This is a genomic window from Herbaspirillum sp. C9C3 (genome assembly GCF_013359625.1).
Taxonomy (GTDB): Bacteria; Pseudomonadota; Gammaproteobacteria; order Burkholderiales; family Burkholderiaceae_D; genus Herbaspirillum.
Window position 1 is genome coordinate 16,768 of sequence record NZ_JABFMQ010000020.1, and the last position, 26,975, is coordinate 43,742.

Annotated in this window: 28 protein-coding genes and 2 pseudogenes; 16 read left to right on the plus strand and 14 right to left on the minus strand. The window is 63.8% G+C overall.

Translation table 11 applies throughout. The annotated features are described in order from the left end of the window. The first annotated feature begins 1 nt into the window (after nucleotide 1). The 6 genes from HNO82_RS17000 to HNO82_RS17025 all read left to right on the plus strand — a co-directional run bounded on the left by HNO82_RS17000 (nucleotide 2) and on the right by HNO82_RS17025 (nucleotide 6,448). Nucleotides 2-529: a hypothetical protein gene (locus HNO82_RS17000; RefSeq protein WP_008334048.1), complete on the plus strand. Its 528-nt coding sequence runs from the start codon at nucleotides 2-4 to the stop codon at nucleotides 527-529. Between the two features lie 173 nt (nucleotides 530-702). Further along, nucleotides 703-1,047 carry a DUF1840 domain-containing protein gene (locus HNO82_RS17005; RefSeq protein ID WP_008334039.1) on the plus strand — a complete coding sequence of 115 codons (345 nt, stop codon included), beginning with the start codon at nucleotides 703-705 and terminating at the stop codon, nucleotides 1,045-1,047. A 274-nt stretch (nucleotides 1,048-1,321) separates the two neighbouring features. Further along, the gene (gene rsmB, locus HNO82_RS17010) at nucleotides 1,322-2,641 is read left to right on the plus strand and encodes a 16S rRNA (cytosine(967)-C(5))-methyltransferase RsmB (protein WP_175344516.1); all 1,320 of its coding nucleotides are present in this window, start codon (nucleotides 1,322-1,324) and stop codon (nucleotides 2,639-2,641) included. Next, nucleotides 2,638-3,255, plus strand: coding sequence for a DUF4390 domain-containing protein (locus tag HNO82_RS17015; RefSeq protein ID WP_008334037.1), 618 nt, complete (start codon nucleotides 2,638-2,640; stop codon nucleotides 3,253-3,255). Before rsmB ends, HNO82_RS17015 begins: the two co-directional genes overlap by 4 nt. Then, complete coding sequence (locus HNO82_RS17020; RefSeq protein ID WP_008334036.1) at nucleotides 3,252-5,531, plus strand: sensor histidine kinase; 2,280 nt, start codon at nucleotides 3,252-3,254, stop codon at nucleotides 5,529-5,531. Before HNO82_RS17015 ends, HNO82_RS17020 begins: the two co-directional genes overlap by 4 nt. Nucleotides 5,532-5,698: 167 nt before the next feature. Beyond that, a complete protein-coding gene (locus HNO82_RS17025; protein WP_175344517.1) occupies nucleotides 5,699-6,448 on the plus strand; it encodes a response regulator in 750 nt (249 codons plus the stop codon). A 98-nt stretch (nucleotides 6,449-6,546) separates the two neighbouring features. Here HNO82_RS17025 and HNO82_RS17030 read toward each other — a convergent pair whose 3' ends face one another. Further along, on the minus strand, nucleotides 6,547-6,711 hold the full coding sequence (locus HNO82_RS17030; RefSeq protein ID WP_008334034.1) for a hypothetical protein: 165 nt from the start codon (nucleotides 6,709-6,711) through the stop codon (nucleotides 6,547-6,549). Nucleotides 6,712-6,929: 218 nt separating this feature from the next. Between HNO82_RS17030 and HNO82_RS17035 the strand changes: the two genes are divergently transcribed. The 3 genes from HNO82_RS17035 to HNO82_RS17045 all read left to right on the plus strand — a co-directional run bounded on the left by HNO82_RS17035 (nucleotide 6,930) and on the right by HNO82_RS17045 (nucleotide 8,848). After that, nucleotides 6,930-7,187, plus strand: a complete 258-nt coding sequence (locus HNO82_RS17035) for a BTH_I0359 family protein (protein ID WP_008334032.1) — start codon at nucleotides 6,930-6,932, stop codon at nucleotides 7,185-7,187. Nucleotides 7,188-7,322: 135 nt separating this feature from the next. Next, nucleotides 7,323-8,006 (plus strand): tRNA (guanine(46)-N(7))-methyltransferase TrmB, encoded by a 684-nt coding sequence (gene trmB, locus HNO82_RS17040; protein ID WP_175344518.1) that lies wholly within the window; start codon nucleotides 7,323-7,325, stop codon nucleotides 8,004-8,006. Next, nucleotides 8,003-8,848 carry a DMT family transporter gene (locus HNO82_RS17045; RefSeq protein WP_175344519.1) on the plus strand — a complete coding sequence of 282 codons (846 nt, stop codon included), beginning with the start codon at nucleotides 8,003-8,005 and terminating at the stop codon, nucleotides 8,846-8,848. Before trmB ends, HNO82_RS17045 begins: the two co-directional genes overlap by 4 nt. A gap of 50 nt (nucleotides 8,849-8,898) precedes the next feature. On the opposite strand, the gene HNO82_RS17050 is transcribed toward HNO82_RS17045, so the two are convergent. The 6 genes from HNO82_RS17050 to HNO82_RS17075 all read right to left on the minus strand — a co-directional run bounded on the left by HNO82_RS17050 (nucleotide 8,899) and on the right by HNO82_RS17075 (nucleotide 15,569). Then, a complete protein-coding gene (locus tag HNO82_RS17050; RefSeq protein ID WP_008334027.1) occupies nucleotides 8,899-9,621 on the minus strand; it encodes an amino acid ABC transporter ATP-binding protein in 723 nt (240 codons plus the stop codon). A 5-nt stretch (nucleotides 9,622-9,626) separates the two neighbouring features. Further along, entirely contained in the window at nucleotides 9,627-10,379 is a 753-nt protein-coding gene (locus tag HNO82_RS17055; protein ID WP_008334024.1) for an amino acid ABC transporter permease, read from the minus strand. A gap of 141 nt (nucleotides 10,380-10,520) precedes the next feature. Continuing rightward, on the minus strand, nucleotides 10,521-11,300 hold the full coding sequence (locus HNO82_RS17060; protein WP_008334022.1) for a basic amino acid ABC transporter substrate-binding protein: 780 nt from the start codon (nucleotides 11,298-11,300) through the stop codon (nucleotides 10,521-10,523). 172 nt (nucleotides 11,301-11,472) lie between these two features. Beyond that, nucleotides 11,473-12,411 (minus strand): arginase, encoded by a 939-nt coding sequence (gene rocF / locus HNO82_RS17065; RefSeq protein WP_175344520.1) that lies wholly within the window; start codon nucleotides 12,409-12,411, stop codon nucleotides 11,473-11,475. Between the two features lie 180 nt (nucleotides 12,412-12,591). Then, complete coding sequence (locus HNO82_RS17070; protein WP_008334015.1) at nucleotides 12,592-14,439, minus strand: potassium transporter Kup; 1,848 nt, start codon at nucleotides 14,437-14,439, stop codon at nucleotides 12,592-12,594. Between the two features lie 557 nt (nucleotides 14,440-14,996). Continuing rightward, complete coding sequence (locus tag HNO82_RS17075) at nucleotides 14,997-15,569, minus strand: methylated-DNA--[protein]-cysteine S-methyltransferase (RefSeq protein WP_008334014.1); 573 nt, start codon at nucleotides 15,567-15,569, stop codon at nucleotides 14,997-14,999. 79 nt (nucleotides 15,570-15,648) lie between these two features. On the opposite strand from HNO82_RS17075, the pseudogene HNO82_RS22290 reads away from it, so the two are divergent. Further along, nucleotides 15,649-15,792 (plus strand): annotated as a pseudogene (locus tag HNO82_RS22290) (PIN domain-containing protein); the annotation flags it as partial. Nucleotides 15,793-15,853: 61 nt separating this feature from the next. Here HNO82_RS22290 and HNO82_RS17080 read toward each other — a convergent pair. Further along, on the minus strand, nucleotides 15,854-16,210 hold the full coding sequence (locus tag HNO82_RS17080; RefSeq protein ID WP_175344521.1) for a hypothetical protein: 357 nt from the start codon (nucleotides 16,208-16,210) through the stop codon (nucleotides 15,854-15,856). Nucleotides 16,211-16,572: 362 nt separating this feature from the next. Here HNO82_RS17080 and HNO82_RS17085 point away from each other — a divergent pair, with 362 nt between their 5' ends. Beyond that, nucleotides 16,573-17,778 carry a threonine ammonia-lyase gene (locus HNO82_RS17085; RefSeq protein WP_175344522.1) on the plus strand — a complete coding sequence of 402 codons (1,206 nt, stop codon included), beginning with the start codon at nucleotides 16,573-16,575 and terminating at the stop codon, nucleotides 17,776-17,778. Nucleotides 17,779-17,803: 25 nt separating this feature from the next. On the opposite strand, the gene HNO82_RS17090 is transcribed toward HNO82_RS17085, so the two are convergent. The 3 genes from HNO82_RS17090 to HNO82_RS17100 are packed head-to-tail and all read right to left on the minus strand — an operon-like array spanning nucleotide 17,804 to nucleotide 20,156. Continuing rightward, nucleotides 17,804-18,091, minus strand: a complete 288-nt coding sequence (locus HNO82_RS17090) for a DUF6587 family protein (protein WP_175344523.1) — start codon at nucleotides 18,089-18,091, stop codon at nucleotides 17,804-17,806. Next, on the minus strand, nucleotides 18,088-19,914 hold the full coding sequence (gene feoB, locus HNO82_RS17095) for a ferrous iron transporter B (RefSeq protein ID WP_034351729.1): 1,827 nt from the start codon (nucleotides 19,912-19,914) through the stop codon (nucleotides 18,088-18,090). The genes HNO82_RS17090 and feoB overlap by 4 nt, the downstream gene beginning before the upstream one ends. Then, a complete protein-coding gene (locus tag HNO82_RS17100) occupies nucleotides 19,911-20,156 on the minus strand; it encodes a FeoA family protein (protein ID WP_008334004.1) in 246 nt (81 codons plus the stop codon). Before HNO82_RS17100 ends, feoB begins: the two co-directional genes overlap by 4 nt. A 491-nt stretch (nucleotides 20,157-20,647) precedes the next feature. Here HNO82_RS17100 and HNO82_RS17105 point away from each other — a divergent pair, with 491 nt between their 5' ends. After that, nucleotides 20,648-21,112: a hypothetical protein gene (locus HNO82_RS17105; protein ID WP_175344524.1), complete on the plus strand. Its 465-nt coding sequence runs from the start codon at nucleotides 20,648-20,650 to the stop codon at nucleotides 21,110-21,112. A gap of 33 nt (nucleotides 21,113-21,145) precedes the next feature. Here the strand turns inward: HNO82_RS17105 and HNO82_RS17110 are convergent, their stop codons facing one another. Next, complete coding sequence (locus tag HNO82_RS17110) at nucleotides 21,146-22,045, minus strand: LysR family transcriptional regulator (protein WP_008334000.1); 900 nt, start codon at nucleotides 22,043-22,045, stop codon at nucleotides 21,146-21,148. 138 nt (nucleotides 22,046-22,183) lie between these two features. Between HNO82_RS17110 and HNO82_RS17115 the strand changes: the two genes are divergently transcribed. Further along, nucleotides 22,184-23,458: an MFS transporter gene (locus HNO82_RS17115; RefSeq protein ID WP_175344525.1), complete on the plus strand. Its 1,275-nt coding sequence runs from the start codon at nucleotides 22,184-22,186 to the stop codon at nucleotides 23,456-23,458. A gap of 59 nt (nucleotides 23,459-23,517) precedes the next feature. Here HNO82_RS17115 and HNO82_RS17120 read toward each other — a convergent pair. Further along, nucleotides 23,518-24,267 (minus strand): annotated as a pseudogene (locus HNO82_RS17120) (SDR family NAD(P)-dependent oxidoreductase). Nucleotides 24,268-24,476: 209 nt separating this feature from the next. On the opposite strand from HNO82_RS17120, the gene HNO82_RS17125 reads away from it, so the two are divergent. Next, entirely contained in the window at nucleotides 24,477-25,427 is a 951-nt protein-coding gene (locus tag HNO82_RS17125; RefSeq protein ID WP_175344526.1) for a LysR family transcriptional regulator, read from the plus strand. A 95-nt stretch (nucleotides 25,428-25,522) separates the two neighbouring features. On the opposite strand, the gene HNO82_RS17130 is transcribed toward HNO82_RS17125, so the two are convergent. Then, on the minus strand, nucleotides 25,523-25,879 hold the full coding sequence (locus tag HNO82_RS17130) for a flagellar biosynthesis protein FlhF (protein WP_175344527.1): 357 nt from the start codon (nucleotides 25,877-25,879) through the stop codon (nucleotides 25,523-25,525). 297 nt (nucleotides 25,880-26,176) lie between these two features. Here HNO82_RS17130 and HNO82_RS17135 point away from each other — a divergent pair, with 297 nt between their 5' ends. Together HNO82_RS17135 and HNO82_RS17140 are read left to right on the plus strand one after the other, a co-directional pair. Next, nucleotides 26,177-26,383, plus strand: a complete 207-nt coding sequence (locus tag HNO82_RS17135; protein ID WP_175344528.1) for a hypothetical protein — start codon at nucleotides 26,177-26,179, stop codon at nucleotides 26,381-26,383. Between the two features lie 186 nt (nucleotides 26,384-26,569). Beyond that, nucleotides 26,570-26,974 (plus strand): DUF4148 domain-containing protein, encoded by a 405-nt coding sequence (locus HNO82_RS17140; RefSeq protein ID WP_175344529.1) that lies wholly within the window; start codon nucleotides 26,570-26,572, stop codon nucleotides 26,972-26,974. The last annotated feature ends 1 nt before the right edge of the window (nucleotide 26,975 follow it).

The following is a 26,975-nucleotide window of genomic DNA, read 5'->3' on the forward strand; positions in this document are numbered from 1 at the left end:
CATGCGCCCTCTTCGTCCTGCCCTGCTGTTGCTGTCGCTGGCCTGCCTGTGCCTGGCGGCCTGTTCGCCGCGCTACAACTGGCGCGAAGCCAGCGACAACGGTGCGCATTTCGTGGTGCTGCTGCCAGCCAAGCCGGCCAGCGTGACGCGCCCGGTGGACCTGGACGGCCCCAAGGTCGACATGAGCATGACCGCCGCCGAGGTCGACGGCCTCACCTTCGCCGTGGGTACGGCCGAGCTGCCCGATGCGGCAGCGGCCGACCGGGCGCTGGACGCGATGCGCACCGCCCTGCTCAACAACATCGGCGGCCAGCCGCAAGGCTCGCCGCGCTGGCCCGGCAAAACCACGGGCCTGACGCGCACGCTCGATCTGGATGCGCACGGCGCGGCCCGGGGCCGCCCCCTGCGGCTGGTGGCCCGCCTGGCGGTACGGGAACGCCGGGTGTACCAGATTCTCATCGTAGGGGAAGAAAAAGCCTTCACCGAGGAAAATATTGAAACCTTTTTCAGCTCTTTCAAACCAAGCTGAGCGGGGCCGAGCCGGATGACAAGATTCCGGCTAGCAGAGTATTCTTGTGTTGCCTGTCACTCCAAACGGGCATTCCCGCAGAAATGCGGATGCAGTCTGCAGCGCATTTCCAGCGCGTGCGCGTTGACGTACGCGCCCCAAAAAACGTTTTCAATCAAAGACCCTGAGGAAATATGCTGATCACATTCAAATCAAAAGCGGCTGCCGATGTGGTGATGTACGAGTCGCACGCCAAACCCATCCTGGACCTGCTGCACAAGGACCTCGCCCGTGGCGTGATCACTGCCGCCGAGGCCGGTGACGCCGTCGCCGTGCTGGAACAGCAGATCAACGCCAGCAAGTCGCACGAAGCGGCCGAGGCACTGGCGCGTGACGTCAACGCCCACCACAACGCCGACGTCGACGACCACAACCACGAAAAGATCGAACCGGTCAGCTTCTCGGCCCGCGCCTATCCGCTGCTGGACATGCTGCGCGAAGCCAAGAAGGGCAATTACGACATCCTCTGGGGCGTCTGATGGCCGGGCAAGACCGGGGCCGCGATGGCGCCGGCTGCTTGCGGACCTGATGCACCCTGGCCGAACGGCTGCCGCGATCATCCACCGCGGCAGCCGTTTGTCGTTTCCGGGCACCCAGCGACTGCCCTGTTGCGGCCAAGGCCACCGCACGAAAACGCATGACGCAGGTGTGGTCAGCATGGGCCGCTGGTACACTGGCGGCCCGCGCCCCTCGCACCGGTCATTGCCGTGCTGCAACACGGGCGCTGTCGTATCTTCCTGAGCCAGCCAAGACGTGATCCAGATTTCTCTCCTCTCCCCCGGCGCCAAGGCCGATTCCCTGGCCTACCAGCTGGCGTATGCCGCCCAGGCAGTGGCCGCCGTGGGCGCCGGCCATGCGCTGCCGCAGGCGCTGGCGCAGATCTTCGCCCGCAGCGATGCGCCGCCCCCGGCACGCGGTGCCATCCAGGACCTGAGCTACCGCGCCATGCGCCAGCTCGGCCTGAGCGACAGCCTGCTGGGCCTGCTGGCCAACAAGCCACCGCAACCGGAAGTGCTGCACGGCCTCTTGGTGACGGCACTGGCCTTGCTGGTCAATGAAGAAGAAGCCGGCTACGACAGCTTCACCGTGGTCGACCAGGCAGTGCAGGCGGCCGCCATCAGCCAGGACATGAGTTTCGCCAAGGGAGTGGTCAACGCCATCCTGCGCCGCTTCCTGCGCGAACGTGCGACGCTCATGCCGCAGGCCGGCAAGACCCCGCCCGCCACCTGGAACTACCCGACCTGGTGGATCGACCGTCTCAAGGCCGCCTATCCCGAGCAGTGGCAGGCCATCCTCCACGCCGGCAACCAGCCACCGCCACTGACGCTGCGCGTGAACCGTCGCCGTGCCAGCGTCGAGCAGTACCTGGCCACGCTGCAGCAGGCCGGTATCGGCGCGCGTGCCATCGGTCCCTGCGCAGTGCGGCTGGACAAGCCGATGCCGGTGCAGCAGATCCCCGGCTTTGCCGAGGGTGTGGTATCGGTACAGGATGCGGCCGCCCAACTGGCCGCACCGCTGCTGGACGTGACCGACGGCATGCGGGTGCTCGATGCCTGCGCCGCACCCGGCGGCAAGACCGGCCATCTGCTGGAACTGGCCGAGCTCGACCTGCAGGCACTGGATCACGACCCGCGCCGCCTGCAGCGCATCGCCGAGAACCTCGACCGGCTGCAGCTCAAGGCCAGGCTGCTCACGGGTGACGCCCGCGACGACAGCTGGTGGGATGGCCAGGGCTACGACCGCATCCTGGCCGACGTACCTTGCACTGCCTCGGGCATCGTGCGGCGCCACCCGGATATCCGCTGGCTGCGTCGCAAGACCGACACCGTGCAGCTTGCAACACTTTCTGCGCAAATTTTGGACAAGCTTTGGCAGATGCTGCGACCGGATGGTAAATTGCTGCTCGTAACCTGCTCGCTGTGGCCCCAGGAATCGGAGCAGCAAGCGATCGCCTTCGCGCAGAAAAACCATGCCATCCGGCTGCCCGCTCCAGGCCAACTGTTGCCGACGGCCCGTGCCGATGCCGATCACGATGGCCTGTTCTATGCGCTGTTCCAAAAACCTGGTGCATGAATTTGACGCAATCGGCCCCCTTCCCGACTCCCGCGCCCGCCCGCCAGCCCTCCCGGCTGTTGCGCGCGGTGCTGCAATGGCTGCTGGCGCTGCTGCTGGCCTGTTCCACCCTGGCCGTGCAGGCCGCCGAAATCACCATCAACCAGGCCAGCATCGAAGCCAGTGACGAAGGCTACCGCCTCTCGGTTTCCTATGACTTCGACCTCAATCGCGGCCTGGAAGATGCGCTCTCGCGCGGTGTGCCCCTGTACTTCACCACCGAGGTCCAGCTGACCCGGCGGCGCTGGTACTGGTTCGACGAGACCAGCGTCTCGCTCACGCGCACCCTGCGTCTGTCCTACAACGTGCTGACCCGGCAATACCACACCGCCATCAGCGGCCAGCTGCAGCAGAGCTTCACCAACCTCGAGGACGCGCTGACCCTGATCCGCCGCCCGCCGCGCTGGATCGTCGCCGACAACAACACCCTCAAGTCCGGCGAGACCTACCAGGTCGGCCTGCGCATGCGCCTGGACGTGGCGCAGCTGCCCAAGCCTTTCCAGGTCAATGCGCTCAACAACAGTGACTGGCGCCTGTCCTCGGACTGGATCGAATTCAACTACAAACCCGAATGAGCCGCACCTTACGCTATCTGCTGGTGGTCGGCGGGGGCGTCATCAGCGTCCTGCTGTTCCTGCTGGCCTCGGCCTCCGAAAATTCCGCCCTCTTCGAGCAGCACTACCCGTGGCTGCTGTTCTTGAACGGTCTGGCCGCCATTTCGCTGCTGGGACTGGTGCTGCTGCTGCTGGGGCGGCTCTACAAACGCTACCGGCGCGGCAAGTTCGGCTCCAAGCTGCTGGCGCGACTGGTGCTGATGTTTGCGCTGGTGGGCATCGTGCCGGGAGCGGTGATCTATCTGATGTCGGTGCAGTTCGTGTCGCGCTCCATCGAATCCTGGTTCGACGTGCGCATGGAGGCGGCGCTCGAATCGGGCCTCAACCTGGGCCGCAATGCGCTGGATTCCTCGCTCTCGGACCTGGTTTCGCGGGCGCGTGGCATGGCCCAGGAACTCTCCGACATGAGCGACTCGGAGCAGGTGACCTACCTCTCCCGCCAGCGCGACCAGAACATGGAAATCACCATCGTCAACGGCAATGGCCAGGTGATGAGTACGGTGGGCGGCTCCATCGGTTCACTCACGCCCGTACTGCCCAGCAGCCAGGCGATGCGCCAGGCGCGGGTCTCGCGCGCCTTCTCGGCGGTGGAAAGCGATGATACCCGCCCGTCCAATGGCGAGTCCGACGCCGACGGCAACCTGCGGCTGCACGTGGTGGTGCTGGTACCGGCCCCCAGTCGCGGCATGTCCCTGCAGAACGAAACGCGCTATCTGCAGATCCTCCAGCCGGTGCCCGACTACCTCGCCAGCAATGCCGAAACACTGCGACTGGCCTACAACGAATACCAGCAGCGTTCAGTCTCGCGCTCGGGCCTGCGCAAGATCTACCTGGTCACCCTGACCCTGACCCTGCTGCTGGCCATCTTCGCCGCCATCGCCAGTGCCTTCCTGATCGCCAGCGACCTGGCCAAGCCGCTGCTGCTGCTGGCCGAAGGCACCAAGGCGGTGGCCGAGGGCAATCTCTCACCTCGCCCCATCGTGAGCACCTCCGATGAACTGGGCACGCTCACCCAATCCTTCAACACCATGACGCGCCAGCTGCTGGAAGCGCGCACCTCGGTGGAAAGGAACCGGGCCGAGCTGGAGAACGCCAAGGCCTACCTGGAGTCGGTGCTGGCCAACATGTCGGCCGGGGTGATGGTGCTGGATGGCCAGTTCAACATCGTCAGCGCCAACGATTCGGTGCGCCGCATTTTGGGCCACGATTTCTCGGCCAATATCGGCACCCCCCTGCAGACCATCGACAGCCAGGCCCCATTTGCCCAGGCCATCATCCGTGCCTTCTCCGAACAACTGGCCCAGCACAGCAGCGATGGTGCCGACGGCCTGCACTGGCAGCGCCAGTTCGAGCTCTCGCGCCAGCCCGGCGCACTGCGCGATGCCAACGAGGAACCAGGCGGCAAGCCCGACCACGACAAGCTGACCCTGCTGGCACGCGGCTCGCACCTGCCGGTGGAAAACGGCGTCGGTTACGTGGTGGTGTTCGATGACATCAGCAACGTCATCTCGGCCCAGCGTTCGATTGCCTGGGGCGAGGTGGCGCGCCGCCTGGCGCACGAGATCAAGAACCCGCTGACCCCCATCCAGCTCTCGGCCGAACGCCTGCAGCACCGCCTGGCCGACAAGCTCATGCCAGCCGACGCCGCCATCCTCGACAAGGGCACCACCACCATCGTCAACCAGGTCACGGCCATGAAACGCATGGTCGACGACTTCCGCGACTACGCCAGGACCCCGCCGGCCAAGCCGGTGGCGCTGGATCTGAATGCCCTGATCGAGGAAATCCTCAACCTCTACCTGGCCGGCGATGGCCGCGACGTGATCCACGCGCGCCTGGCACCGGAGATGAGCAAGGTCATGGGCGATGCGACCCAGATGCGCCAGGTCATCCATAATCTGCTGCAGAATGCCCAGGATGCCGTGACCGATGACGGCCAGAGCGCACCGCGCATCGACGTGCTGACCGAGCAGATCGACATTGCCGGCACCGACGGCCAGCGCCGGCCAGCGGTGCGTCTGTCGATCATGGATAACGGCCCCGGCTTCTCGCCCACCATCCTGGCGCGCGCCTTTGAACCCTATGTCACCTCCAAGGCCAGAGGCACCGGTCTGGGGCTGGCGATGGTCAAGAAAATCGTCGAGGAACATGGTGGTCGCATCGATATCCAGAATCGGACCGATGGCCGGGGCGCAAAAATTGTAATTTTGCTGGTAAAGTTAGCACCTATTGATTAAGAGACAGTTTTCTCCGGAAACCGTCCCCAGGATCAAGATTCGACAGCAAGGCGCCGGGAGGGACCCGGCAGTTCATCAAGGCATGCTCGCCAACGCCGCATCGAGCGCGCCGGCCCGGAACAAGATCGAACACTTGGACAATGAACTAGCAGCGAGGAAAGCAGCACATGGCTAACATCCTGGTCGTCGATGACGAAATGGGTATCCGCGAATTGCTCTCAGAAATTCTGGGCGATGAGGGGCATGTCGTGACCACTGCGGAAAACGCGCAGCAGGCACGCGAGCTTCGCCAGGCCGGTGTCCCCGACCTCGTGCTGCTCGACATCTGGATGCCCGACACCGACGGCGTCACGCTCCTGAAGGAGTGGCAACGCGATGGCCTGTTGACCATGCCGGTCATCATGATGTCCGGTCACGCCACCATCGACACCGCCGTCGAAGCCACCCGCATCGGCGCGCTCAACTTCCTGGAAAAGCCGATCGCCCTGCAAAAGCTGCTCAAGGCCGTGCAGCAGGGCCTCTCGCACAGCCGTGAAGCGGTGCGCCCGGCCAGCTATCGTCCGGCCCCGGTGGCCGCCGTGGTCAATGGCGCCGCCGACAGCCTGCACGCGCCCGAACACGCGGCCCCGGTGACCACCTATGCGCCCACGCTGGGCGGCGAACCACTGCATCATGGCACGCCGGCTGCGGCCCCCTTCGGTCAGGTGGCTGACAATGCCGCCAACATCTCCTTCGACCTGCCGCTGCGCGAAGCGCGGGACGCCTTCGAGCGCGCCTATTTCGAATACCATCTGGTGCGCGAAAACGGCAGCATGACACGCGTAGCCGAACGCACCGGCCTGGAACGCACCCACCTCTACCGCAAGCTCAAGCAGCTGGGCGTGGAACCAGGCAAGCTGGCGCGCAAGAATCACTGAGCCATCGATAGGCCACATGGCACAAGGGACAAGCACCACGGGACCGCAGCGCGGTCCCGTTTCTTTTGGTAGCCTGAGCATGTGCTTGGGCAACGCCGTCACGGAACTGTGGCGGCGTCAGAATTTTCCTGATGTTCTTTTGCGTCCGACAGCGGCATGCTGAAGGTGTCGTCTGGCTTGCCAGTGCGCAACCCGGCCCGGGGCGGCATGATGAACTTCCGGGCAGGCTTGTCATCTATCTTCAGCAGGTGACAGTGCTTCATGACGGTTTTGGATCATCAGGCAAGAAGGCAGCCATCAAAGTTTTTGGGCAAAGCTGCCGTCAACAGACTCAGGAGCGCAAGCGACGCGGCGTTCCCCGAGGGAGCTGTATCGAAGTAGCAGAAATGCACACGAGGCGCGGCCCAGGTGAAGGGTCTTGAAATTTACGGTGAAGGCGCCACTTCCTTTTCGAAGCAGTATTCCAGCATAAGGAGTCACTATGAACCTGATCTACAACAGTGAGCAGTACAGCGTCGTCGAATTCGGAGCCGATACCGACCACGAAGCCCTGCGCTTCGGCGGCTACGAGATCATGGACAAGTCCGGCCAGCGCGAGATCTACATCGATGGCCCGGCGGCCGAACTGTTCCGCAAGGATGTCCAGGAACTGATTGCCTCCGAGCCGTCCATGGAAGACATCGACAACTTCCTGAGCCGTTATGACGTGATGATGCGTCATCCCATGACCTTGCACTGATCCGGTCGGGTTTTCCCGCTTCACAGGCAACAACGCCGCGCCCACCGCGCGGCGTTTTCTTTTGGTCAGCTTGTCATCAGCGTCGGGGTGGCGGTGTCCATTAAAATGGCGTTTTGCCGCCTACCGCACCTTGTCGTGAATTCATCCCCCATCCGCAGCGCCCAGACCGGCGTGCACGAGCAACTGGCCACCCTGGTGGCGCGCCACGCCGATCCGACCCACCCCTTCCGCAAACCCGTCACCGACTACAACCTGCGCGCCTTTGATGCCAGCCTGGCCGCTTGGCGTGCGGCGGGCGAGGCGCCGCTGATCCTCGATACCGGCTGCGGAGTGGGCTTGTCCACGCTGCACCTGGCCATGCGCCATCCGGACCATTTCGTCATCGGCATCGATCAGTCGGCCGACCGCCTGGCGCGCAATACCCACTGGGATGGTCCGCAGCCGACCAATCTCTGCTTCGTACGCGCCGATCTGGTCGATTACTGGCGCCTGGCGCATCAGGCCGGTCTGCGTCCGGCGCAGCACTATTTGCTCTACCCCAATCCCTGGCCCAAGATCGGCCACCTGGCCCGGCGCTGGCAGGGTCATCCGGTGTTTCCCTTCATCGTGGCGCTGGGCGGACGGCTGGAATGCCGCAGCAACTGGCAAATCTATGTCGAAGAATTCACATCGGCCCTGAACCACCTGACTGGCGGCACTTTCCAGACCGAAGCCTGGCGGCCTGAGCAACCCATCACGCCCTTCGAGCGCAAGTACCTGGCCTCAGGTCATGCACTGTGGCGTTGCGTGGCCGATCTGGATGCCGGATTGGCCGCATGAACCTGGCCGTCATCGCCCTGGTCCTGGCGGCTGCCCTGCTGCACGCCTCCTGGAACGCCCTGCTCAAAAGCAGCCACGACCGCCTGGCCTCGCTCTCGCTCATGACGCTGGGCGCCGGTCTGGGTGCGGTGCCGCTGGTGCTCTGGCGTCCTCTGCCACAGGCCGACAGCTGGTTCTACATCATTCTCTCGGGCCTGCTGCACACCGGCTACAACCTGTTTCTGATCCGTGCCTACCGCATCGGCGACTTCGGCCAGTCCTATCCGATTGCACGCGGCTCCTCGCCCTTGCTGGTGGCGCTGGGCGCAGCCCTGTTCGCGGGCGAGCAGCTGGGGCTCTACACGGTCATTGGCATTGCGCTGGTCTCGGCGGGCATCGTCAGCCTGGCCAACCTGCGCGCCATGCGCCAGCGCGAACACCTGTCCGCCCCGCTGGCGGCGCTGGCCACCGGGGCCTTCATCGCGGCCTATACCATCACCGATGGCATTGGCGCGCGGCTGGCGGGCGATGCCATCGCCTATGCAGGCTGGCTGTTCGTGGCCGACAGCATCCCGCTGGCGCTGCTCTACCAGTACAAGCACGGCCGCTCGCCGGTGGTGCTGTCGCACAAGGACACCTGGATCGGACTGGCAGGTGGCGTGATGTCGCTGCTGGCCTATGGCATCGTGATCTGGGCCGTGACACTGGCGCCCATGGGCATGGTCTCGGCACTGCGCGAGACCTCGGTGCTGTTTGCGCTCCTGATCGGGACGCTCTTCATGGGAGAAAGACTGACGCTGCGGCGCGTGCTGTCCTGCCTGGTGATTGCGGCGGGCGCCATCGTGCTGGGCGCGCATCACTGAAATCAAAAACGCCGGGATCCGTCCCGGCGTTTTCGCTTTTTCACTGAGGCTTACAGCACCTTGCGCAAGAAATCGCGCGTACGTTCATGAATCGGTTCACCCAGCACCTGCTGCGGCGGCCCCTCTTCCATGATGACGCCCTGGTCGATGAAGAAGACCCGGTCCGACACTTCGCGGGCAAAACCCATCTCGTGGGTAACCACGACCATGGTCATGCCTTCCTCGGCCAGCTGCTTCATGACGCTCAGCACCTCGCCCACCAGTTCGGGGTCCAGGGCGGAGGTCGGTTCATCGAACAGCATCACCTTGGGTTCCATCGCCAGCGCGCGGGCAATGGCCACACGCTGCTGCTGGCCGCCGGAGAGCTGGTTGGGGAAGGCATCGATCTTCTCCAGCAGGCCCACCTTCTGCAACAGCTTCTCGGCCACCAGCACGGCTTCGCGGCGGGAGAGCTTCTTGACCTGCATGGGTGCCATGATCAGGTTCTCCAGCACCGTCATGTGCGGAAACAGGTTGAAGCGCTGGAACACCATGCCCAGTTCGGCGCGCAAGGCATTGAGGTTGACCTTGGGATCATTGAGCTTGACGCCTTCGATGAAGATGTCGCCATCACTGACTTCCTCCAGGCCGTTGAGGCAGCGCAGGAAGGTGCTCTTGCCCGAGCCCGACGGCCCGATCACGCACACCACCTCGCGCGCGCGGATCTCGCAGTCGATGCCGCGCAGGATGTGCGCCTGACCGAAACTCTTTTGCAGTTGGTTGACCTTGATCATCGTGCTCATCGTGCATCTCCCTTGCCGTAACGCGCTTCCAGATGGCGCACCAGCGCCGACAGCGCCAGCGTGATGACCCAGTAGATCACCGAAATGGTCAGGTACGGCTCCCAGTAGCGCGCATAGGCGCCCGAGACGGTGCGCGCGGCATAGGCCAGTTCAGCCAGACCGATGGCCGAGGCCAGCGAGGAATCCTTGACGATGGCAATCGCATTGTTGCCCAGCGGCGGCAGCATGCGGCGGAAGGCCTGCGGCAGCACCACGCGGCGCAGCGTGCCGAGGTAGCTCATGCCCAGGGAGCGCGAGGCTTCGCTCTGGCCACGGTCGATCGACTGGATGCCGGCGCGGAAGATCTCCGACACATAGGCACCCGAATTGAGCGTGATGGCCAGCACCGCCGAGGTGAAGGCGCCATAGTGCGAGCGGATCTCGCGCGCCAGGTCACCCGAGAGGATCAGGCCGCCACTGGGGTTGATCAGCATCGGCATGAGCGCGAAGTGAATCAGCAGGATCTGCACGAACAGCGGGGTGCCGCGCAGGAAGCTGACATAGAAGCGAATCGGCCACTGCACGCAGTAGCGCAGGAAATATTTCCAGAAACCATGGCGCGCCTCGGCCAGGCGGCCCACGCCCAGCACCAGGCCCCAGCAGGTGCCGGCGATGACGCAGATGATCGCGGCCTTCAAGGTCATCCAGGTGCCTTCGACGAACAGCGGTGCGTATTCGCCGATGATTTCCCATTGGAAGAAGGAGTGCATGATGAATCCGTTCAAACGGAGATGTTGAGAAAAGCGGAAAAAATGAAACCGGCAGGACAGGCAGCACACCCCGCACCAAGGGGGCGGGGCGGCGCTCTCGGAGGGGCGCCCGGCCAGGGCAAGCCGGTACGCCGGGGGAGCTTACTTCAGCGGCAGGGTCGGCACGTCGCCGTCGAACCAGGTCTTGTAGATCTTGGCATAGGTGCCATCGGCAACGATCTGCTTCAAGCCGGCGTTGATCTTCTCCAGCAGTTCGGTGTTGCCCTTCTTGACGGCGATGCCGAAGTACTGGCGCACGAACTTGGTGTCACCGACCACCTTGAACTTCTTCTCGGGGTGGCTCTTGATGTAGAACTTGATCACGCCCACATCGCCCACGGCAGCATCGACACCGCCGCGATAGAGTTCTTCGAGCATCAGCACGGTATTGTCGAAGCGGTGGATGGCGGTGCTGGACTTGCCCAGTTCGTCGGAAACCACGATGTCACCGGCGGTGGAATTGACCACGGCCACCTGGGTCTTCTTCAGGTCGGCCAGCGAGCCGATCTTGGCATCGGCATTGGTGATGATGACCTGCTCGGCCGGGAAGTAGGGCAGCGAGAAGTCCACGATCTGGGCGCGCTTGTCGGTGATGGTAATGCCCGAGATGATGATGTCGCGGTCGCCCTGGCCGAGGGTGGCGAAGATGCCTTCCCAGGGTGTGCTGACCAGCTGGATCTTGAAGTTGGACGCCTTGGAGATGGCCTTGATCAGGTCGATGTCGAAACCGACCAGTTCCTTCTTCGGGGTTTCGAACTCGAAGGGACGGTAGGTGCCGCCGGCGCCGACCACATAGGTCTGGTCAGCGGCCAGGGTGGTGCCGGCAGCGCAGGAGAGGGCCAGCGCGCTGGCGGCCAGGGTGAACAATTTCTTGAGGGACATGATGACTTCTTTCTGACGGAGGAATGAACCGGGAGAGCAAGATGCGTGCGCAGCTCGCTGCCGCCCCGGTGTGCGGGCGCTTCCCGGCGCGCGGGAATGCGGGCAGCACGCCCTGGTTCCCGCCCGCCGGCGGCTACAAAACCCTGAATGATCGGGCATTGCCCGCTTTCCTTCAACCTCCAATTGCAGGCAATGAGAGGTCTTGTCGAATCAGGGTGGATTTCCCGAAAAGGCTTTCGACCAGATCCACCACCACCTCGGCGGTCTGGTTGCGCACGTCGCAGGCCGGGTTCAGTTCCATCACGTCCAGCGAGGCCAGACGACCGGTGTCGGCGATCATCTCCATGCAAAGCTGCGCCTCGCGATAAGTCGGCCCGCCCAGCACGGCCGTGCCCACACCGGGCGCCAGAGCGGCGTCGAGGAAATCGACATCGAAACTGACATGCAGGTGGGTATCGGGCCCGATGTCGGCCAGCGCCGCCTGCATGGTGGCGCGCATGCCGTACTCGTCGATGTGGCGCATGTCGAAGACGCGCACGCCCAGCTCGCGCAGATGACGCTTTTCTTCGCGGTCCACGCTGCGAATGCCGATCTGGCTGATCTGCTGCGGCTGCAAGGCCGGGGTCTGGCCGCCCAGGCCGGTCAGCGCCGTCGGCCCCACGCCCAGCAGGCAGGCCACCGGCATGCCGTGGATATTGCCGGTCGGGGTGGAGTCGCTGGTATTGGCATCGGCATGGGCATCGAGCCACAACACCCGCAGAGACTTGCCCTGCCTGCGGCAGTGCTGCGCCACGGCGGCAATGGAGCCCACCGCCAGGGCATGGTCGCCGCCCATGAGCAAGGGCACTTCGGCTTGCGCCAGGCTGGCCGATACCGCCTCGAAGACCGTCCGGTTCCACTGCACCACCTGCTCCAGATGGCGCAGCCCCTGCACCGGCGGCTGCTGCGGATTGGCCGGGCCGCCCAGGTCGCCGCCATCGATGACCTCCAGCCCGTGCTGCTGCAGACCGCGCTGCAATTCGGCCACGCGCAGCGCCGCCGGTCCCATCGAGGCGCCGCGACGGCTGGCGCCCACGTCGGTGGGGGCGCCCATCATCCTGATCTTGTTCATGTGCCTGCTGCTCCTTGCCTAAAGCTGATGGTGAACGATACTGCACCGATACTGCCATGGTGCGGCCCTGGCACTTCGATACTACCCGGCCATATGAATTCCTGAGACATTTTCCGCGACCAAGAAAAATGCCGTTCAGCATCACACTGAACGGCATCCTTTGAGCAAACCCGCACCTGCTCAGATCTCGACCTTGGTCCCCAGCTCCACCACCCGGTTGGCCGGGATGTGGAAGAAGTCCGACGGTTTGGCGCCGTTCTGGTACATCCAGGCAAACAGACGCTCGCGCCACAGTGACATGCCCAGGAGCTTGCTGGGCACCACCGTGTCGCGCGCCAGGAAGAAGGAGGTGTCCATGAGGTCGAAGTGGTGGCCGAACTGCTGTTCGGTCAGCGTCATGACCTTCTGCACTTCGGGCGCTTCCTTGAAACCGAAGGCCGCGCGCAGCAGGTAGACCTCGCCGCCCAGCTCCTTCATGGTCAGACGCTCGCTGTCGGCCACGAAGGGCACATCCCAGATGCTGATCTTCAGGAAGAACACCCGCTCATGCAGGATGCGGTTGTGCTTCAGGTTGTGCAGCAGCGCCACCGGCACGGTGGCGATATTGCCGGTCATGAAGACGGCGGTGCCGCCCACCCGATGCGGCGGATGCGCCAGCAGACCCTCGATGAAGGGCTCCAGCGGAATGCCGTCATCCTTGATGCGCATACGCAGCAGCATGCGGCCCGAGTACCAGGTCATCAACAGGAAGAAGGCCGCGCCGCCGATGACCAGCGGGAACCAGCCCCCCTCGGTGAGCTTGAGCAGGTTGGCCGAGAAGAAGGCCAGATCCACCACCAGCAGGCCGCCGACGGCCAGCACCACGGCCGGAGTACGCCACTTCCAGATATGACGCATCACCACGCCCAGCAGCATGGTAGTGATCACCATGGTGGTGGTCACGGCCACGCCATAGGCAGCGGCCAGGTTGTCGGATTTCTTGAAGGCCAGCACCACGGCTACCACGACCACCAGCAACATCCAGTTGATGAGCGGGATGTAGATCTGGCCCTGCTCGTCCTCGGAGGTGTGCAGGATGCGCATGCGCGGCACGAAGCCCAGCAGGATGGCCTGGCTGGTCAGCGAGAACGCACCCGAAATCACCGCCTGCGAGGCAATCACCGTGGCACAGGTGGCCAGCAGCACCATGGGCAGCACCAGCGGATCGGGGATCATCAGGTAGAAGGGATTGGCCAGCGCCTTGGGATTGGCGATCAGGTTGGCGCCCTGGCCGAAGTAATTGATCAGCAGCGAAGGCATGACCGTAAACAGCCACGCATAGCGGATCGGCTTGATGCCGAAGTGACCCATGTCGGCATACAGCGCCTCGGCCCCGGTCAGCACCAGCACCACCGACCCCAGCACGATGAAGGCCTGCAGCGAGTGCTCGGCCATGAAGTGCACGGCGTAATACGGGTTGATCGCCACCAGCACCTGGGGTGCCTTGATGATGTTGTACAGGCCCAGCAAGGCCAGCGAGAAGAACCACAGGAACATCACCGGCCCGAAGAAGCGGCCCACCACGCTGGTGCCATGCCGCTGGATCAGGAACAGGACCACCACGATGAGCAGCGTCAACGGAATGACCGCATGGGCAGTCTGCGGCGCGGCGATCTCCAGCCCTTCCACCGCCGACAGCACCGAGATGGCCGGCGTGATCACCACGTCGCCGTAGAACATGCAGGCGCCGAAGACGCCCAGCATCATCAGCAGCTTGGCGCGCGGCGAACCCGATATGGCCGAGCGCAGCGACAAGGCCATCAACGCCAGCACGCCGCCTTCGCCGTTGTTGTCGGCGCGCAGCACGAACATCACGTACTTGATGGTCACCACGATGGAGATGGACCAGAACAGCATCGAGATGATGCCCAGCACCGCGCCGTGTGAAAAGGCGATGCCGTGGTCGGGGCTGAAACATTCCTTGAGTGCATACAGCGGGCTGGTACCGATATCGCCGAACACCACGCCCAGCGCTGCCAGGGTAATCATGTGGAATTTGGACGACCGGAGGGAAAGGCCTGGATTGGTGTGAGATGAACTCATCTTGCTCCCTTTGCTTCTTCAAATAGAGTGCCGGCGGACAGGGATCCTGGGGAGGATGCCACCCTCGGCGCGGAGGGCTGACCACTGTCCGGGCAGGACGCGTACTTTAGCGCACTCTGCCCGTGGTGGGCTCAAAATGCCGTCGGCTTCACCCTGACGTTGCGTGCAAGCCTCTCGGAAAGCCCGAGAAACTTGACAGGCGCGCATGGACGCGGTTGCTGAACTGCACTGCCGCAAAAACCTTCATATCGCCGCAAACCGGCACGGGACAAGGGTTTCCGATGCTGGCTCCGGTCCCGGCTGACTCGGTGGGCAGCGGGAGATTGTTTTTCATCCCCGCCCTATATACCCCAGAAGAATAAAGAACCATCATTTCCAAGTATGATGGTTCTAAGCGCGAATCCCATGTCGACATGGAGAGGAAGCAAGCGCAGGCAACCAGGCAACCAGGCAACCAGGCAACAATAATTTATATGATTTATATCGTTTATATCATTTATAATTTACAGCAGCGACAGCTGATTGGGATCTTCCCGCCTACGTGACTGGGCTTTGCGACGCGGATCGATGACCTGGCCGATGTCGCGGCCTTCGGTGGAGATGCCCTCGATGGCCAGCAGCAGTTTCTTGACGTGCAATCCACCGGCAAAGCCGGTCAGTTCGCCACCGGCACCGATGACGCGATGACAGGGCGCGATGATGGAAATGGGATTGCGACCATTGGCCGCGCCCACGGCGCGCACCGCCTTTTCGTTGCCGAGCTGGCGCGCGATATCGAGATAGGTGCGGGTCTGTCCATAAGGAATGTCGAGCAGGGCCGACCACACCTGGCGCTGGAACTCGGTGCCTTCGAAATGCAGCGGGATATCGAAGCTGTCGCGTTCACCGGCAAAGTATTGGCGCAGCTGATGTTCGGTCTCGATCAAGACCGCGCGGTCTTCATCCTCCACCATCTCGCCCAGGCGCACCCGCAGGGCGTCGTCGTCTTCCCACAGGATGGCCGCCAGATGATCGCCCCGGGCCACCAGCTTGAGCAGACCGGCCGGCGAGGCCATCAACTTGTACGCGTATTCCATTGGCATCTCTCTTGTTGCATTGAGAGGGCTGATTCTACTGTGCAAGAAGGCAAGATGGTCAAGGGAATCCACACACACAGTGCAAATCCGGCAGCAACGTCGTATCCGCTTGCCCGATGCCATCATCTGGGCGTCGGCACAGGAATACTCCTTGCTGTTGGTATCCCGCAATACCAAAGATTTTCCGGCGAACGAGCCTGGTGTGCGCGTTCCCTACAAAATCCAGGCGAAAAAACAGGGCGCCACTTTTCAGCAGCGCCCTGCGCGTGATGTCCCGATCCGCATCAAATCGTCAATACCGAATACCCGCTCTCGTTGAGCGCGTCATACACCCGCGTGCACACGCGGCAAAACAGGTGGCTGCGTTTTACATGGTGATGCCGCAGCACCAGTTGCAGCGCCACCCCCTCGCAATGCGGGCAAGCCTCGCGCATGGGGCCGACCGGGGTGACGTCGGCCGTCAGGTAACCATGGGGGGTCATGACGCCGTCGATCACTTCACGCGGGTCCAGCTCGACCAGTTTCAACAGCAGCGGGGTGGTGCGCTGCTGGTAGCGCATCCGTTCGCGCGGCGGGACAAGAGGACTGAAGGGCAGGGGCGGGGACGATCGGGCATCCGGGTGCCGGGTGGCCATGCTCATGGGTATCTCCTTGGTGAGAACTGCTGAGACTGTTCGGATCTGCGTAGAAGGGAAGGCCGCACACGGCACTTCCGGGTGCCGCAACCGGGCTGGCGGGCGTCTGCTCGAAGAAGCAGCTGGCGGCGCGACGAGTCTTTACTCTAGTCGCCGCAGCGGCGGACTTCAATGACCACTTGCAAAGAAATTTTGCTTTGTTCGGACGGTAATTTTCCGGGGGCCGGCGATCAATGACTGCGCAAAAATCGGCCGCTTCTTTTTTCGAATCTGCAAGCGGCGGGGCCTTCGGCTTTGATTTACCGCCATCCTTGCGCCATCCCTGATCGAACTGCTACAAACCCGTGCATTGGCTCTACAATCTCAACATGACAACGCTCAACGACATCGAAGCCGCCGCGCGCCGGCTGCAAGGCCAGATCCTGGAAACACCCTGCGTGGAATCGCGCACGCTGTCCCAGATCGTCGGCGCCCAGGTCTTCCTCAAATTCGAGAACCTGCAATTCACCGCCTCCTTCAAGGAACGCGGCGCCTGCAACAAGATGGTGGATGTTGCCGCCAGCCAAGGCGGGGCGCGCGGGGTGGTGGCCATGTCAGCCGGCAACCATGCACAGGGCGTGGCCTATCACGCGCAACGGCTGGGCTTGCCGGCCACCATTGTCATGCCACGCTTCACGCCGGGCGTGAAGATAGAACGTACGCGCGGCTTCGGTGCCAACGTGGTACTGCATGGCGATACTCTCGAAGCGGCCCGCACCCATGCCTACGAACTGGCCGAGCAGGAAGGGCTGACCTTCGTCCATCCCTATGACGACGAGGCCATCATCGCCGGCCAGGGCACGGTGGCGCTGGAGATGATGAAGGCGGTACCGGACCTGGATTGCCTGGTGGTCTCCATCGGCGGTGGCGGCCTGCTGGCCGGCATGGCCGTGGCCGCGCGGGCGATCAGGCCGGACATCGAGATCGTGGGCGTGCAGACGCGGCGCTTCCCGACCATGGTCAACGCGGTCAAGGGCACCGAGCACCCGGTGGGCGCCAGCACCATTGCCGAGGGTATCGCGGTAGGAACGCCCGGTACGCTCACCCGCGCCATCATCGCGCGTGAAGCCGATGAGCTGCTGCTGGTCGACGAGGGCGATATCGAACAAGCCGTGCTGATGCTGCTGGAGATTGAAAAGACGCTGGTAGAAGGGGCGGGCGCCGCCGGCCTGGCCGCACTGGTGCGCTATCCGGACCGCTTCCGCGGCAAGCGGGTAGGGCTGGTGCTGTCGGGCGGCAACATCGACCCGCTGTTGCTGACGGCCATCATCGAACGCGGCATGGTGCGCGCCGGACGCCTGGCGCGGGTGAAGGTCAGCTCACGGGATGTGCCCGGTACGCTGGCCCGCATCACCGGCATCGTGGCCGAGGCTGGTGCCAACATCGATGAAGTGCACCACCAGCGCGCCTTCACCCTGTTGGCGGCGCAGAACGTGGATATCGAACTGGTCCTGCAGACTCGCGGCCGACCGCATCTGGCTCAGGTGCTGCAAGCCTTGCGCGCCGCCGGTTTCGAGGCCGAAGAATTGCACTGAGCAGGACCATCGCCGCCGTGCGACGTCAGCGGCGGCGATGAAACTGGATTTTCTGTTCCAGCGGTGGCAGCGCCTCGCCGCTGTCGCCACAGCCGTCACAGGCGCCACCGCCACAGCCGCCCGCCTTGGCCGGCGGCAACCAGCGCCGGCCCAGCGCCTGCCACATGCCCGACCGGCGTCGCAACAGCCAGCTGGCCAGGCGCGCCTGCCAGCGCCAGCTCACCGAGGGCGCCAGCTTGCGCAGCATGTAGAGGGCGCTGGCCGTCACCAGCGCGGCAATGACCGCATATTGCCACCACAGGGTGTGATTCACGCCAGCCACCTCGTCACGTTGTAGGTCAGGAAAGAGGCCGCATAGGCCAGCACGAACATGTAGCCGAAGGACAGCGCCACCAGACGCCAGGACTGCGTCTCGCGGCGGATGATGGCCAGGGTCGACATGCACTGCGGCGCGAAGGCGAACCACACCATCAGCGACAGGGCACTGGCCAGCGAGATATGCGCAGCCAGCGCGCTCTGCAGGGCCGCACCTTCCTCGCCGCCGACCGCATAGACGGTGGCCAGCGTGGCCACGGCAGTCTCACGGGCAGCAAAGGCCGGAATCAGCGACAGGCTGATCTGCCAGTTGAAGCCCAGCGGAGCGAATATCGCTTGCAGGCTGTGACCGATATAACCGGCAAGGGAATAATCGATGGCCGCGCGGGTCGCGCCCTCGGGTGCCGAGGGGAAGGTACAGATGGCCCACATCAGCACGGTCAGTGCCAGCATCACGCCGGTGAGGCGCTTGAGGAAGATGGCGCCGCGCTCCCACAGCCCCAGCGCGATGTCGCGGGCGTTGGGCAGGCGATAGGAGGGCAGCTCCATCAACAGCGCGCGCTCCTGGCGCGAGCGGCCAATGCGCTTGGCCACCCAGGCCACCAGCATGGCGGCCGCAATCCCCGCCACATACAGGCAGAACAGCGCCAGCCCCTGCAGGTTGAAGATGCCCAGCACCGGGCGATGCGGAATGAAAGCGCCGATCAGCAGGGCATACACCGGCAGGCGCGCCGAACAGGTCATCAGCGGTGCGACCAGGATGGTGGCAAGCCGGTCACGCGGATCGGTGATGCTGCGCGCGCCCATGATGCCGGGAATGGCACAGGCGAAGCTGGAGAGCAGGGGAATGAAGGAACGTCCCGACAGCCCCACCGAGACCATCAGCTTGTCCAGCACGAAGGCCGCCCGTGGCAGGTAGCCCGATTCCTCCAGCAGCAGGATGAAGAAGAACAGCACCAGGATCTGCGGCAGGAAGCCCAGCACCGTACCCAGCCCGGCCAGCAGGCCATCGGTCACCAGACCGCGCAGGGGCCCCTCCGGCAGCCACGCACCGACCATCTCACCCAGCGTGCCGAAGCCGTCGGCGATGGCGTCGGTCATGGGCTTGCCGATGGCATAGACCGCCTGGAACACCAGGAACATGGTCAGCGCCAGCAACAGCACGCCAAAGACCGGATGCAGCGCGATGCGATCGATCGCGTCATCACGGCGGTCGGTCGGGGCCGGCATCACCACGGTATCGGCCAGCAGGGCGCGTACTTCGACGTGCAGGTCATCGGGTTGCTGCGTGGTCGGGGAGGGGACCGGCGCCCGCGCATCGATGGCCGCGACCAGCGCGCGGGTACCGCCGCGCTGCACGGCGATGGTCTCGATGACCGGCATGCCCAGTCGCTGCGACAGCGCGCCCACGTCGATGCGCATGCCACGCCGCGCGGCGGCGTCCATCATGTTCAGCGCCAGCACCATGGGCCGCCCCAGGCGTCGCACTTCCAGCACGAAGCGCAGGTGCAGGCGCAGGTTGGTGGCATCGGCCACACAGACGATCAGGTCAGGCACCGCCTCACCGGGGTAGCGACCGGCCAGCACGGCCTGCGTCACGCGTTCGTCGGGGCTGACCGATTGCAGGCTGTAGGCGCCCGGCAGGTCGACCACCCGCACTTGCCGTCCGGATGGCGCCGTGAAGACACCGGATTTGCGCTCCACCGTCACGCCGGCATAGTTGGCCACCTTCTGGCGCGCGCCGGTCAGCTGGTTGAAGAGGGCGGTCTTGCCGCAATTGGGATTGCCGACCAGGGCAATATTGAGTGCGCCGCCGCTCATGCCGCCGCTCCCGTGGCCAGCGTGACGCGTTCGGCTTCAGCACGGCGCAGGGCGAAGCGCGTCGAACCGATCTGGACCACGATGGGGTCGCCTCCAAAGGGCGCGCTGGCCACCACCCGCACCGGTTCACCGCGCACGAAGCCGAGATCGCGCAGGCGCGCGGCCACCGCATCGGCGGCATGCTGGTCAGTCACCTGGTCGACGACGGCGCCGACCCCCTTGGCAAGTTCAGTAAGACGCATGGTTTTTCTTCTGATCGAATTTCAGGAACGATTCTCATTATATTGCCTGAACCTGATGAACGGCTGACGGCCCCCGACTCACCAACGCCCTGCAAGCCCCGTCCCAAGGGCCTGCGACCTTGCTGCGACGATATGCCGCAGCCCATGCAGTGCAATTCTCACCGGGGTGTTAAATGACAGACAATGAAAAAACGCAACTCTGTGATTTTCTATTATCATCTGAACAATCATTACGGCGCTCCTGTTGCTTCTTCGCCGAGTCCCTCTGAAATTTCCATGCGTAAATTTTTGCAGCGCACTATACTTCCATGTGTTTCCACAGAGAAACTCCATACCGGCTGCGCAGGCCGGATGAACGGGAGCCGGCGGGGCCGCGCGGGGGTGGTCATGCCGGGGCGATTGATTCAAGCAGCATGCACGGGACCGGGCCTGAGCGCCTGGCTGACGACAACACGATGATTCCACATCCAGCAGGGCCCGCCGGATCCGACATGCCACAGCCGATGCCGCTGCGGGCGTTGCTGGCCGAAATCAGCGCACTGACGCTGCACGTACAGCAACTGAGCCGCATGGCAGGGGAAGCCAGCGCGCTCATCGAGAACAGCCAGCGTCCCGCGCCCATCCCCCCGGAGAACCGTCACGTCACCGACCAGGACGCCGAGGCCGAACGGCAGGCGCAGTCGGCGGAACTGGAAGCGGCCATCCTGCGCATCTTCGATGAAACCTTCGGCCCGCGCACCGACACTCTGGAGCGTCAGATGAGCATGAGCCTCATCGGCGAGATCGGCCCGGCGGCCTTTGTGCAGAAGGTGCTGTGGGGCGAGGAGATCAGCGACATTGCGCTGACCATCGCCCTGGAGCGCATGCTGCCCGCGCTGGAACGGCTGGTGGAAGTCCATCCGCGCGCCTTCCTGCGACAGGCCAACTCGGTGCTGGGGCGCTTCAAGTCCAACTAGGGCCGTTCCTGTTCCCGTTGCTTTTCATCCGCTTCATTTGTCATGGGTTGCGCGCTTGAGCGAACGCTGCAAGTGCGCCGCAAAGCGTGAGGCCGCAATCGACTGGCGGTGATACGCCAGCGACAGTTGCGCGCGCGGCGCCGGCGCGCGGATATCGATGTAGCGCACCTGCGCCAGCTGCACCTGTTCAATGGCCTCGGGCACGATGGAAATGCCCAGTCCGGCGGCCACCAGATTGATGACCGAGGTCAGTTGCGGCGCCAGCTGGATCACCTGGGGATCAAATCCGGCGGCCTGACAGGCGCTGAAGATGTTGTCATAGAGCGCCGATCCCTTGCCACGCGGCACCATGATGAAGTTCTCCCCTGCCAGGTCCTGCAGATGCAGCGACTTGCGCCGCGCCAGCGGATGCGAGCGCGGCAGCGCCACCTTCAGTTTTTCTGCCGGCAGCTCCACCACCCCCAGCTCGTCCGACGGTGCGGTGACGATGCGCACGAAGGCCGCATCCAGTTGGGAGGCGGCGATATCGGCCAGCAACTGTTCGGTGATGCCCTCGCTCAACGAGATCTCCAGCTTGCGGTGGCGCTCACGGAACTGCTGCAGCGCGTGCGAGACCACGGGATGAAACACCGCCGAGGAAGTGAAACCCATGCGCAGCAAACCCGCTTCACCGCTGGCCGCCTGCCGGGCCGCGCGCAGCGCCTGCTCGGCGTCGTCCATGGCCTTCTGGGCATGCGGCAGGAACACGCGGCCCACCTCGGAGAGCTCCACCCCATGTGAAGTGCGCAGAAAGAGGGCGCCCCCGATCTCGGCTTCCAGATCCTTGATCTGCATCGACAAGGGCGGCTGGCCGATGCCGACCTTCTCGGCAGCGCGGGTGAAACTGCGCTGTTCGGCCACGGCCAGGAAGTAGCGGAGGTGTCGGAGTTCCATGTCTGAGCCTTGTGATATCTGTTTGATAGATGGCTAGGGTAGATCCCATATATTGGACAATATAGCCGATTTATTCCAGACTGCATCACTCCACAACCCACCCCGTGCGCCGGCCCCACCTCCTGCGCGCGCAATGCCATGCAGTCCCTTTCCGATTCCACCACCGCCGGCAGCACTGCCGGTGTGCGCCCGGCCGGTTCCGCCGCCAAGCCTGCCGCTTCCCCGCCGCGTGGTGCCGTGCGTGGCTCGGCGGCGTATCGCAACATCGTGCTGGCGCTGTTCTGTTCCGGCTTTGCCACTTTCTCGCTGCTGTATTGCGTGCAGCCGCTGCTGCCGGCCTTCGCGCGCGAATTCCACATCGGCGCGGCCAGCGCCTCGCTGGCGCTGTCCCTGTCGACCGGTTTTCTGGCGCTGGCGATCCTGCTGGCGGGCATGGTCTCGGAGCGTTATGGCCGCAAGGAGCTCATGTTCGCCTCGCTGGCTACGGCCGCCTGCTGCAACCTGCTGGCCGGGGTGGCGCCGACCTGGGAACTGATCCTGGCCGCACGTGCGGCCGAAGGCTTTGCGCTGGGCGGTGTACCGGCAGTGGCCATGGCCTATCTGGCCGAAGAGATCGATGCGGGGGGACTGGGTTATGCGATGGGCCTCTACGTGGGTGGCAATGCCTTCGGCGGCATGGCGGGGCGGGTGGCGATGAGCATGCTCTCCGAGCACATCGGCTGGCGTCATGCGATGCTCGCCATCGGTGCGCTGGACCTGGCGCTGGCGCTCGCTTTCGTGCTGATGCTGCCGGCCTCGCGCAACTTCGTGCGCAATGGGTCGATGCGACTGCGCGATCATGTCGCCCTGTGGCAACGTCATCTGCGACATGCGCGATTGCCGCTGACCTTCGGCATTGCCGCGCTGAACATGGGCATCTTCGCCACCTCCTACAACTACGCGGGCTTTCGCCTGATGAGCCCACCGTTCTCGCTCTCGGCCACCCTCACCGGGCTGATCTTCAGTGCCTATCTGTTCGGCATCGTGTCCTCCTCGTGGGCCGGCGCACTGGCCGACCGCTATGGTCGCGCACCGCTGGTGGCAGCCGGCATCGCCACCTCCTGCGCGGGCCTGTTCCTGACCTGCACGGCCTCACTGTCCGTGGTGATTGTGGGCATCGTCCTGCTGACCATTGGCTTCTTCACCACGCATTCGGCCGCCAGCAGCTGGGTCGGACGCATGGCCAGCACCGGCCGCGGTCACGCAGCCTCGCTCTACCTGCTGTCCTACTACCTGGGCGGCAGCGTGCTTGGTTCGGCGGGGGGCTGGTTCTGGGAGCACTCGGGCTGGAATGCGGTCGCCGCCTTCATGTTGCTGCAGGTGGTGACGGCGGCCTGGCTGGCGCGGCGCTTGTGGCGGCAGGGACGCAATTGAGCGCAGATCAAAACAAAAAATGCCGGCACGTTGCCGGCATTTTTTTCTGAGCGGGTCGCTCATACTTGCGCCATCCCCCCGTCCACGAACAGCTCGATGCCGTTAACGAAGCTGGCCGCATCGGAGGCCAGGAAAGCCACGGCCTTGCCGATTTCCTGCGGTTCGCCCAGGCGGCCCAGCGGTACCTGCGCGGCCAGGAAATCGAACAGGCCCTAGCGCGCCTCATCGGGCACCAGCCCACCCAGGCCGGGCGTGCGGACCGGACCGGGGCTGACCACGTTGACGCGGATGCCGCGCTCCTTCAGGTCCAGCGCCCAGGAGCGGGCGAAGTTGCGCACCGCCGCCTTGCTGGCGCTGTAGACGCTGAAATTGGCCGTACCCTGGATTGACACGGTCGATGCCGTCAACACTACCGAGGCGCCATCGACCAGCAGCGGCAATGCCTTCTGCACCGTGAACAGCACACCCCGCACATTGGTACCGAAGATGCGGTCGAAGTGTTCCTCGGTGATGGCACCCAGCGGCATCATGTCGCCACCACCGGCGTTGGCCAGGAGGATGTCGAGCTTGCCCGCAGTACGGGCGATCTGCGCATAGACCTGGTCGAGATCGGACAAGACCGAGGCATCGGCCCGGATGCCGGTGGCCGCTGCACCGATGCTGGCCACGGCGGCATCCAGTTCGGCCTGGCGGCGGCCCGTGACGAAGACGCGCGCCCCCTGCGCGGCCAGTTCCTGGGCGGTTGCCAGGCCGATGCCGCTGGTGCCGCCGGTGACGAGTGCGATCTTGCCGTCGAGTTGCTTGTTCATGCTGATGCTCCTTCAAGAGTGAGTGCTGCCAATGGTAAGAGGGTTCATGCCTGTCCTGCTGCGGCTGTGCCGTAGTGCGTCGAGGGCATGGCTGCACTTTAGCGAGCCGGGCTTTGTCGATAAAGCGTGTAAAATCAAAATAACTATCCATGTACATGGATAATCTGACCCCTCGCCAACGACCGGCACCCGTGAAAGGGCAAGACGACATGGATCAATTGATAGCCATCCGCGGCTTCGCGCGCGTGGTGGAAGCGGGCAGCTTCACGCGGGCAGCCGATTCGCTGGACATGCCCAATGCCACCTTGAGCAAGCAGATACAGGAACTGGAGGCGCACCTGGGCGTACGCCTGCTGCAGCGGACCACCCGGCGCGTGACGGTCACGCCCGAAGGCCGCGACTACTACGAAAAGACCACCCGCATCCTGCGCGACCTGGAGGATATCGACACCTCATTCGACGTCGCCCGCAGCAAGCCGCGCGGTCACCTGCGCGTGGATGTGGGCGGCTCCACCGCACGAGACGTGCTGATCCCGGCGTTACCGGCCTTCACGGCGCGCTATCCGGATATCCGCATCGACCTGGGCGTGTCGGATCGTTCCGCCGATCTCATCAGCGACAACATCGATTGCGTCATCCGTGGCGGGCCGCTGGAGAGCGCCACGCTGGTGGCGCGCCACCTCGGCAACGCAACTCTTCTGACCTGCGCCGCGCCCGCCTACCTGAAGCAGTTCGGCACGCCGGCCTATCCGGACGAATTGAAGAACGGCCATCGCCTGGTGAGCTACCTGTCGCCACAGAACGGCCGCGCCTTTCCCTTCCGCTTCGCGCGCCGGGGTGAACGACAAGAGATCAAGGTAGAGCACCGCGTCGGCGTCAATGAAAGCAATGCCCATCTGGCCGCCGCTGTGGCCGGCCTAGGCATCGTGCAGACCTTCAGCTATGCGGCGCGCGCTGCTCTGGAGAGCGGGGCACTGGTGGAGATCCTGCGTCCCTGGCGGCCTCAGCCCTACCCCTTCCACGTGGTCTATCCGCAGAACCGGCACGTCAGCCAACGCCTGCGCGTGTTCATCGACTGGTTGCTGGAATGCCTGCCGCCGCGCATCGCGGTGGAAGCGCAGGCACCTGCTGCCAGCGCACGCAAGCTGCGCACACGCTGAGACAATCGCCCAACAAATTCTACGGAATTCTTCGAAGAACCAAAAAAAATCCCCGACCGCGGCCGGGGATAATCCTCAAGAATCAGGCTGTCTGCTTAGTGAGTCTTGTCCGTCCTGGTCGCAGGCGATGCCGCCAGGGCTTCATTGCGCTGGGTGGTGGACTCCATCTTTTCCTGCTTCAGCTGTGCCTTGGCAGCCTTCTTGTCGGCCTTGTACTCTTGCTTGGCGGCCTTTTTCTGCGCCTTGTACTGCGCCTTGGCGTCGGCGTCAGCCTGGCGCTTCTGTACGAAGGGGTCATTGGACGGCACCGCCGACGGAGAGCCGGACGCCGCACTCATGGGCGCAGTCGGTGCGGCCCCCATGGCGTTGCCGCTGGTCGGCGCATTTTGTGCCATGGCGCTGCCGGCCAGGGCCATGAGCAGGGACGAGACCAGAATGTGACGAGTCTTCATGCTTACCTCCTTGCGTTGTGTTTATCGAAAAGCCAGAGGCTTCAATCAAGGCGTCAACCCGCCGCGATGACGGGTTGCTGGATCGGTGATCCGTGTCTTCCACTATAGGCAAGGCTGCTGTTGCGCTATGTCGGACAAGCTCTCTTTCTCGGCCTCCCGGATGCCGCAAATGGATGAGCGGTTTTCTGACCACTCATTGTTTGCGTCATACCGGGCTGGTCCCGTGAAGGCTGAAGGAAATGACGCCGGAGACGCGTATCGCTATATCGCATCACATATAGCGACTGCCTGAAAAACTTGCTCAAAATAGTTGAACAAGTCATTGGCATTCTCTATGGGCCAGATAGAGAAAACTTTGTGGCGGCGCAAAAGAAAACCCTGACGGCAAATGGCCGATATGAAGATAATTTCCCACAAGCCCTTTTATATCAATGGCTTGCGCGACATATCGAGAGCATGAAAATGTCGTTTATTGCCAAAATTCCATGTGCAGCTGCGGTGTAAAACACACAGCACAGAGTCGAAAAAACTGATTGTTCGCGTATCTGGAATGATGTATTCCGCTTTGTCGGCTTTTTCTCGGTGGCCAGGATCCCTAAACTGGGTTCCACGATGACAGCACACAACGACTGAACCACAAGGGTAGTCACAGGTTGCAGTGCTCATCCTCTCACCCACAAAGGAACGATCATGAACACCAAGAACATTGCCAGGAATCTGTTTGCCGCTCTGCTGCTCACCTCCGCCGTTGGCGCCGCCATGGCCGAGGCCCCGTATCCGCCCGAAAGCCCCATCGTCTCGACCAAGACCCGCGCCGAAGTGATCGCCGACCTGCAACAGGCCCGCGCCAACGGCGACACGCTGGTCAGCGACCAGTATCCGGTGGACAAGCCTTTCGTTTCCACCAAGACCCGCGCCGATGTGCGCGCCGAACTGAAGCAGGCCCGCGCCGATGGCGAACTGCTGGTGAGCGAACAGTATCCGGTGGAAAAGCCCTTCCACTCGACCCTCACCCGCGCCCAGGTGCAACAGGAGCTGCAACAGGCCCGTCGTGACGGCAGCGCCATCAGCAACAGCCAGGCGCCTTCGCTGTAAC